7 protein-coding genes and 1 pseudogene are annotated in these 8473 nt (G+C 71.8%); 5 read left to right on the top strand and 3 right to left on the bottom strand.

Annotation, left to right across the window (positions count from 1 at the left end; all coding sequences use genetic code 11):
- Positions 1 to 489 (bottom strand): annotated as a pseudogene (locus tag VAE46_RS08555) (hypothetical protein); the annotation flags it as partial.
- 122 nt (positions 490 to 611) lie between these two features.
- Between VAE46_RS08555 and VAE46_RS08550 the strand changes: the two are divergent.
- The gene (locus VAE46_RS08550; protein WP_322796510.1) at positions 612 to 3125 is read left to right on the top strand and encodes a PEP/pyruvate-binding domain-containing protein; all 2514 of its coding nucleotides are present in this window, start codon (positions 612 to 614) and stop codon (positions 3123 to 3125) included.
- Between the two features lie 9 nt (positions 3126 to 3134).
- Here the strand turns inward: VAE46_RS08550 and VAE46_RS08545 are convergent, their stop codons facing one another.
- Together VAE46_RS08545 and VAE46_RS08540 are read right to left on the bottom strand one after the other, a co-directional pair.
- Positions 3135 to 3347: a hypothetical protein gene (locus VAE46_RS08545; RefSeq protein ID WP_322796509.1), complete on the bottom strand. Its 213-nt coding sequence runs from the start codon at positions 3345 to 3347 to the stop codon at positions 3135 to 3137.
- Positions 3348 to 3396: 49 nt separating this feature from the next.
- On the bottom strand, positions 3397 to 4536 hold the full coding sequence (locus tag VAE46_RS08540; protein WP_322796508.1) for a DEAD/DEAH box helicase: 1140 nt from the start codon (positions 4534 to 4536) through the stop codon (positions 3397 to 3399).
- 634 nt (positions 4537 to 5170) lie between these two features.
- On the opposite strand from VAE46_RS08540, the gene VAE46_RS08535 reads away from it, so the two are divergent.
- The 4 genes from VAE46_RS08535 (at position 5171) to VAE46_RS08520 (ending at position 8440) form a co-directional block, all read left to right on the top strand.
- Positions 5171 to 6031 carry a crotonase/enoyl-CoA hydratase family protein gene (locus tag VAE46_RS08535; protein ID WP_322796507.1) on the top strand — a complete coding sequence of 287 codons (861 nt, stop codon included), beginning with the start codon at positions 5171 to 5173 and terminating at the stop codon, positions 6029 to 6031.
- Positions 6032 to 6194: 163 nt separating this feature from the next.
- Positions 6195 to 6896, top strand: a complete 702-nt coding sequence (locus VAE46_RS08530; RefSeq protein WP_322796506.1) for a class I SAM-dependent methyltransferase — start codon at positions 6195 to 6197, stop codon at positions 6894 to 6896.
- Between the two features lie 24 nt (positions 6897 to 6920).
- Positions 6921 to 7676, top strand: a complete 756-nt coding sequence (locus tag VAE46_RS08525; RefSeq protein WP_322796505.1) for a GDSL-type esterase/lipase family protein — start codon at positions 6921 to 6923, stop codon at positions 7674 to 7676.
- Complete coding sequence (locus VAE46_RS08520; RefSeq protein ID WP_322796504.1) at positions 7673 to 8440, top strand: SGNH/GDSL hydrolase family protein; 768 nt, start codon at positions 7673 to 7675, stop codon at positions 8438 to 8440. Before VAE46_RS08525 ends, VAE46_RS08520 begins: the two co-directional genes overlap by 4 nt.
- Positions 8441 to 8473: the final 33 nt, after the last annotated feature.

Here is an 8473-nt window from a genome sequence, read left to right as displayed (position 1 = left end):
GCACACAACCGGCCCCCGCCGCGCCAGCCGCGCCGCAGCCAGCGCCTCCTCGACGGTATCGGCGACCGCGGCGCGCACATCGAGCCCGCTCCACTGCCGCGCAAGCCCAAGCAGCCCGGCTGCCGCCCCAGCTTCGTCCGCGAAGCGCCCCTCCAGCCCCGCGAGGTCCACCGCCAGGGCATCGCGCGCGACGATCGCGACACGCGATGTCGCCTTCCGCTGCAACACTGCCGCCATGCGCTCCAGCCCGGCCAGCTCCTCGCCCGCCGTCACCACCCGCACGGCCATCGACGGGCAGCGCGCCAGCCCCTCCTCCACCGTCATCCCTGCCGCCGCCCCGGTCGCGCTCGCCTCCGCCGAAACCGCCGTGAGCAGCCGCTCACTGCCCGACCCCTCAGCAACGCCCACGGGCCGGCCGCGGAGCGCGGGCTCGGCCAGCCGCACAAGCTGCACCCCGGGCCGGGGAATCGCCAGCACCAGGAATCGCATCGCCAACCCTCCCGTGGCACACGCGCCACGGGGAAAATAGAACAAACGTTCGTATTCGGTCAAGCGATTTCCTCCTGTCGGCCTTGCTGACCGTCCGGGCAGGTCACGCTAGGATCCCCGCCATGGCCCCTCACCTCCCCGCGCTCCGCGAAGCCGACCCCGCCAACCGCGCCCGCTACGGCGGCAAAGGTGCCAGCCTCGCCGCCCTCGCCCGCGCCGGCTTCGAAGTGCCCGACGGCTTCATCATCCCCGCCGACCTCGCGGCGTCCCTCGGCGGCGACCCCGCTGCCTGGCCCCCGGACCTTCGCCGCGCCCTGCTCGACCGCCTCAAGGCGCTCGCCCCGGCCTTCGAACCCGTCGCCGTCCGCTCCTCCGCCGCCGATGAGGATGGCGCCGAGGCCTCCTTCGCAGGCCAGCACGAAACGGTCCTCGGGGTCACCGGCGGCGATGCCCTCCTCGCCGCCGTCCAGCGCTGCCTCGCCTCGGCATCCTCCGAGTCCGCCCGCGCCTACCGCCGCGCGGCCGGCGCCGCCGAAGAGGCCGCCATGGCCGTCGTCGTCCAGCTCATGGTCCCGGCGGTCTCGGCCGGCGTCGCCTTCTCGATTGACCCCGTCTCCGGCAGCCGCGACCGCGTCGTCGTCGAAGCCGTGGCCGGCCTCGGCGATGCCCTCGTCTCCGGCCAGGCCGAGGGGCAGCGCTTCGTGGTCCACCGCCAGTCGCTCGCCGTCCTCGAACGGCCATCCTCGGCCGCCGTCCTCTCCGACGACCAGGTGATCGCCGTCGTCCGCGCCGCTCTCCGCGCCGAGGATCTCTTCGGCAGCCCCCAGGACATCGAATTCGCCTTCGACGGGGTCGGGAAGCTCTGGCTGCTGCAATCCCGCCCGATCACCGCCCCGGCGGCCGGGGCCCCTCGCCCGGACGGCCTCGGCGGCTGGTACAACGAATTCGATACCCCCACCTCCGAAGCCGACCTCTGGACCAGCGCCAACGTCCAGGAGATCCTGCCCGGCCTCCTCACCCCGCTCACCATCACCACCTTCAACGAGACGGTCCCCCGCGCCTACACCGAGGACTACCACGAGCTCGGCCTCCTCGGGCGCGACGAAAACCCCCGCTTCATGGGCACCTTCTACAACCGCGCCTTCCTCAACATGGAGGCCACCCGGCTCGTCGCGTCCCGCGTCCTCGGCTTCCGCGAGGGCGCCCTCGAACAGCAATACCTCGGCGGCCCCATCGACGATGGCTGGAAGACGCCGCTCCCCCGCTTCACCACCTGGCGCCGCCGCATCCTCACTGCCCCGCGCATGCTCCGCGTCATGGTCACCCTCTCAAAGCAGGCCGAACGCGCCGACCGGGCAGTCGCCTCCGCCGAGCGGCAGGTCCGCGCGGTCGACCCCTTCGCCCTCTCCGACGCCGAACTCCAGCGCTACCGCGAACGCATCCTCGATTTCTCCGCCCGCATCGCCCGCGTCCACCTGCGGGTCACGGGCATCGCCGGCTCCGGCTACGACACCATCGCCAGCCTCGTCCGGCCCGCCCTCGGCGAAGAGACCGAGGGGCGCGTGCCCGTCCTCTTCACCGGCCTCCCCGGCGTCGAAAGCGCCCAGATCAGCCTCGACCTCTGGGAGCTCTCCCGCATCGCCCTCCGGGAGGGCCTCGGCGAACAGCTGCGCGCGCCCGCCTTCGACCCCGCCGACCCGGCCCTGCCGGCCGCCTGGCGCGAGGCCTACGCCGCCTTCATCGAACGCCACGGCCACCGCGGCCTGCACGAAATGGAGGTCGCGACCCGCACCTGGCGGTGGGACCCGGCCCCCGTCCTCGCCATGGTCAGGTCCTACCTGGACCTCGACCCCGAGCACGCTCCGCCCGCCGTCCTCGCCCGCCAGGAGCAGGAGCGGCTCGCCCTCACCCGCCAGATCGAGGCGCGCCTCAACCCCATCCAGCGGGGTGTCTTCCGCTGGCTCCTGCCCCGCGCCCAGGGGTGGGTCGCCCTCCGCGAGCGCACCAAGTCCATCCTCGTCCGTTCCGCCCGCCTCGGCGACTGGCACCTCGCTGCCATCCAGGCCCGCCTCGTCGACCTCGGCGTCATCCGCCAGCCCGACGACCTCTTCTTCCTCAGTCACGAAGAGGTGAGCAACGTCCTCGCCAACAGCCTGCGGCTCGACCTCTCCGACAAGGTGGCCGCCCGCCGCCGCGAGTACGAGCGCAACCGCCACGTCATCCTGCCCGAGCGCTTCCGCGGCCGGCCCGCGCCCCTGCCCCCGCCCGAGGCCGGACACGCCGGCGATATCCTGCGCGGCACCCCTGTCAGCCCCGGCCGCGTGACCGCCCGCGCCCGCGTCATCCTCGACCCCCAGGCCGATGGCCCGCTCCTGCCGGGCGAAATCCTCGTGGCCCCGGTCACGGATGCCGGCTGGACGCCGCTCTTCGCCCTCGCTTCCGGCCTCGTCGTCGATATGGGCAGCGCCCTCAGCCACGGCTCCACCGTCGCGCGCGAATACGGCCTCCCCGCTGTGGTCAACGTTCGCCAGGGCACCAGCCGCATCCGCACCGGCGACCTCATCCAGGTCGACGGCCTGGCCGGCACCGTCACCATCCTTCAGGAGCCGCCCGAAGCCGAACCCGCCGCCTCCTGAGCCGCTGCCCTACCGGAAGAGCGGCCGAACCCCGCAGCGGCCGGTCACCGTGTCGATACACGGGTCCGGGCCGGCGTACCTGCCCAGGAGCCGCCGACCCGACGCTTCGCGCGCATCCAGCAGCAAACGAAAAGCGGCGAGCTCCTCGTCGCTGAGGAGTTCGCCGCGCCAGATCTTCTGCGCGCACATCGCCCCAAACTGGTCGAACAGCGCCCGGTACATCGGGGCCGATCCTGCCCCGCGCGCCGCCCGCCCGGCAACCCGCCGGCCGCTACCGTCCGCCGGCCGCCTCGCCCGCGGGCACCGGGTCGATGTCCCAGCGCGCCGGCACCGGCAGGTACTGCACCACGCCCTCCCCGACCTCCGCCACGATGGCATCCCAGGCGGTCACGTCCCACTCGGAAACGAACGTGTACGAACAGCCCCGGCGACCGGCCCGGGCCGTCCGCCCGATGCGGTGGATGTACTCCTCCGGGTTCTGCGGCACGTCGTAGTTCACCACGTCCTCAATGTCCGGGATATCGAGCCCGCGCGCGGCCACGTTGGTCGCGACTAGGAACTCCAGCTTCCCGGAGCGGAAATCGGCCATCACGCGGTCGCGCTGCGACTGCCGCAGGTCGCCGTGGATTGCCTGTGCCGGCACCCCGGCGCGGTTCAGCTCGGCCGTCAGGCGGTCCACCCCCAGCTTCGTGTTCCGGAAGATGAGCGTCCGCCCCAGCCCGCGCATTTCGTAGAGGTACTGCAGCGCGCGGAGCTTGTCCCGCTCGGCCACCTCGCAGTAGTACTGCTCGACCCCCTCCGCCGTGCGCTGCTCGGGGTCGACCGCGACCCGCTCCGCGTGGCGCATGTACCGCCAGACAATCCGCCCGATGGTCTCGGGCATCGTCGCGCTGAAGAGCGCCGTCTGCCGCTCCTTTGGCGCGTGCCGCAGGATGTAGTCGATGTCGCGCGCGAAACCGATGTCCAGCATCTGGTCGGCCTCATCGAGCACCACAAACCCAACCTGCCCGAGCGAGAGCGTGCCCCGCTTGATGTGGTCGATCACCCGCCCCGGCGTGCCGACCACCACCTGGATCCCGCGCTCCAGCCGTTCGATGTCGGTCTTCACCCGGCTCCCGCCAGTCAGTGCCCAGGCGCGGAAGCCGTAAAACAGCGCGAGGTGATCCATCACCTCGCGCACCTGCTTCGCCAGCTCCCGGGTCGGCACCAGCACAATCGCCTGCACCGCGTCGTTCGCCGGGTCGATGCTGCGCGCCAGCGGCAGCCCGAAAGCGAGCGTCTTGCCCGTGCCGGTCTGGGCGAGCCCGACGACGTCGGCGCCCTCGAGCAGCCGCGGCAGCGCCTCGCGCTGGATCGGCGTTGGGGCAGTGAACCCGAGCGCGGCAATGGCTCGCAGCCCGGTCTCATCCACGCCCAGCGCGCGGAACTCCTCCGAAAGTGGAACCAGCGGCTCCGGGAGCCGCGCCGGCGCGGCCTGCTGCTGGCTGCTGCCTCCGCCGCCCCGGCCGCGTCGACGTCGCCGTCGGCTGCGCTCCCCGTGCCCGGCGCCCGTCTCGCCCGCTGCCGCGGGAGCGGGGCCTTCGGCCCCCTCAAGGCGCCGCGGCGGGCGCGCCCGTCTCGCTGTCTCGCCTGCCCGTGCGACCCCCTCGCGCGGGGTCTGCCTCAGTCGAGGTGCCGGCCCTTGCCGGGCCCTCGTGCCGTCAGCTGCCTCGCCGGGCGCAGGCGCCCCTGGAGGGCTCGACGTTGAGGATGGTGTCAGAGGGGAAAGGGTCCCCCGGCCCGCCGGTTCCCCGGCTGCCCGCCGAAACGGGCGTGCAATCGTCTCCAGCAAACCTGTCAGCTTCACGTCCTGTTCACATGCGCCGCAAACATCTCCCCATCACGGGGGCGGCCACGAGTCCACGTTCCAGCAGGTGCCAAACCCCCGGACCTCGGTCCGCCCGCCGCCTTCCGCACCGGGCCCGGCACTGCCGTCATCATGACGTAAAACCAGCATAGCACACCCCGTTCGACAGCGAACCGCGCCCCGCGCCACAATTCCGCCCATGCCCTACGAACACATCTCCACCGAACTCAACGACCGCATCCTCACCATCACCCTCGACCGCCCCGAGCAGCTCAACGCCTTCACCGCCACCATGCAGCGCGAGCTCATCGACGCCTTCGATGCCGCCGATGCCAACGATGAGGTCCGCGTCATCGTCGTCACCGGCCGCGGCCGCGCCTTCTGCGCCGGCGCCGACCTCTCCGCCGGCCCCTCCACCTTCGATGCCGGCGCCCGCGGCCGCCCAACCGATATCCGCCAGTACCGCGATGGCGGCGGCATGGTCACCCTCCGCATCTTCGAACTGAAGAAGCCGATCATCGCCGCCATCAACGGCCCGGCGGTCGGCGTTGGGGTCACCATGACCCTCGCCATGGATGTCCGCCTGGCCAGCGAAACCGCCCGTTTCGGGTTCGTCTTCGCCCGACGCGGCATCGTCCCCGAAGCCGCCTCCTCATGGTTTCTCCCGCGCGCCGTGGGCATCCAGCAGGCCATGGAATGGGTCGCCACCGGCCGCGTCTTCGATGCGCAGGAGGCGCTCCGCGGCCGCCTCGTCCGCAGCGTGCACCCCCCCGAGGAGCTGCTGCCCGCCGCCTATGCCCTCGCCCGCGACATCGCCGACAACACCTCCGCCGTCTCCGTTGCGCTCTCCCGGCAGCTCATGTGGCGCGGCCTCGTCGCCGACCACCCCATGCACGCCCATATGGCCGATTCGCGCGGCATTCTCATCATGGGCGCCAGCCCCGACGTCCGCGAAGGCGTCGCCTCCTTCCTCGAAAAGCGCAAGCCAAACTTCACCATGTCCGTCGCAAACGACCTCCCCGACCTCTTCCCCTTCTACAAGACCCCCGAGTTCGAGTAGGAAGGGAGACACTGCCCCCGCCACGCCCGCCGCTGCCGGGAGAGCGGGAGAACGAACGGCCATTTCCCGCCCCTCCCCGCTCCCGGCTCCCGGCTCCCCGTTCCCCGGGGCGGCGCCGGGCCGGGCGGGGCTCCAACCTCCCACCTCAGCTAATCTTGTTCCCGTGAGCGCCCTCCCCTCGCCCCTCCAGGCCCTCGCCGACGACTACGCCGCCTGGTGGATCGACCTCCTCGGCGAACACAACCACGTCGGCGGCATCGAAGCCACCCGCTGGCTGCTCAAGCGTGCCGACCTCGGCCCCGGCCGCCGCATGCTCGATGCCGGCGCGTTTGTCGGCGCTGCCGCCCGCCTCGCAGTCGAACGCACCGGCTGCACCGCCATCGCCACCGACCTCAACTCCGACTTCCTCGCCGCCGGGCGGGCGATGGAGGGCGGCCGGCGGGTGCAGTGGGTCGTCGCCGAAAACCGCCGCCTGCCCTTCCGCAGCGGCAGCATCGATAGCATCTGGGCGCTCGATACCGAGCTCGCGCCCGCCGAATTCACCCGGGTCGCCGCGCCCGGGGCCACCCTCTGCCTCTGCTGCGAGGCGCCCGCCGATGCCCGCGGCGGCCTCGACGCCTTCTTCGAGGAGTGGGAGCAGCTGGGCTGGGAGCTCGCCGCCCACCGGCCGATGACCACCGAGGCCGCCCACACCTGGCGCACTGCCGAGGCCGAACTGGTCCGCCGACGGCCGTATTTCGAACCCCGCTACGGCACCCGCGCCTACCTCGCCCAGCTCGACCTCGTCGCCCACCTCGTCCAGTCGTACGAACGCCTCCAGCAGGGCCATGCGCTCGTCGTCTTCCGCCGCCGTGCTGGCGCCTAAGCGCAGGTGGCCCACAATCGCGCTGTGAAAATCCTCCGCATTGGCGTATCGGATGATGAGTACGGCCCCCTGCCGGATGAGCAGCGCTTCTGGTACATCGTCCAGCAGCGCCTCGCGGAGGAGCTCGGCGAACCGGTCGAAACCATCCGCAAGCGCGGCTGGCCGGGCGAATCCCTCGCCGGCGCCCTTGACCGCTGGGTCGAACGTGAGCGCCCCGACCTGGTGGTGTTCTGTGCCGCGTCCTACTGGGTCTCCTTCCCTTCCGCGCCGACCGCTCTCGAACGTGCCCGGCTCCCCCTCGCCCGGCCCCTGGCAAAGGTCGCAACTGCCATCTCTCGCCGCCCCGCCATCGCCCGCACCGCCCCATTCCGCGCCGCACGCCGGCTCGCCTACCGGACCATCGGCCACCGCTACTTCTTCGAGCCGTTGGAGGCGGCTGCTCATGTCGAAGCCGCGCTGAGGCGGGTTCTGCGCTACGAAGACGTGGCCGTCGGCGTACGGGGTCCGATCCCGCTCGGCCTTCCGTTGCCTCCGCGCCTTGCCGCCGAGTCCCGCGCCCGCTGCGATGCCTTTGGCAGCATCCTCGCAGACCTCTGCGATGCCCTGCACATCCCCTACCTCCCGGCAGGGCCCGATGAGCCTCCCGCGCGCAGCGAACTCCAGCCCGACCTCACCCACGTCAACGCAGCCGGCCACGCCCGCCGCGCAGAACACGAATACCGCCTCCACCGCGCCGCACTCCAGCAGTCCGGCCGCCTGGCCGCAGCACCCGAGAGATGAACATCCTCCGGCTCGGAGATTCGAACGATACCTTCGGACCCATCCCCGAAGACCAGCGTGCCTGGCGCATCGTCGAGCGACGCCTCGCCGATGACATCGGCGAACCGGTCAGAACCATCCTCAAGAGCGCCTGGCCCAGCCCTTCCCTCCCGGACGCCGTCGAGCGCTGGCTCCACCAGTTCGAACCCGACCTGGTGTTGGTCTGCACACCTTCCTTCTGGGTGGCCTTCCCCTCAGCTCCGCTCGTACTCGAATCCTCTTCCTCCGCACTCATGCGCAGGCTCGGCCAGGCGGCCACCAGCCTCTCCCGCCGCCCCGCTATCGCCCACACCGCCGCGTTCCGCGCGGCGCGCAGGCTCGCATACCGCACCGTCGGCTACCGCTACTTCTTCGAACCTGCCGAGGTCGCTGACTGCATCGAAGAAGTCCTCCGCCGCGTCCTGCGTCGTGAAGAGGTCGCCCTCGCCCTGCGCGCTCCAGAAACCCTGGGGCTTCCGCTGTCCCCTCAAATCGCAGCCCAATCCCGCGCCCGCTTCCTCGAAATGCATCGACTGCTCGCCGATGCCTGCCAGCGCCTCCACGTGCCCTGCCTGCCGGACAGCCCCGATGCCACCAGAGACCCGGCCGAACTCCTCGACGACATCACCCATCTCAACGCCAGGGGCCACCGCAGGTTCGCCCAACTCGAATACCGCCTTCACCGCCTCGCACTCGAGCAATCCGGCCGCCTGCCCCTCCAGCCCCGCCCCCTCCCCCCCTCCTGAGGGAGAACGGAACCGGCCGAGGCCGGGAAAGCG

The organism is Tepidiforma sp., assembly GCF_034433535.1.
Classification (GTDB): Bacteria; Chloroflexota; Dehalococcoidia; order Tepidiformales; family Tepidiformaceae; genus Tepidiforma.
Note: the sequence above shows the minus strand (reverse complement) of the source record. Positions and strands in the feature narration are given on the sequence as shown.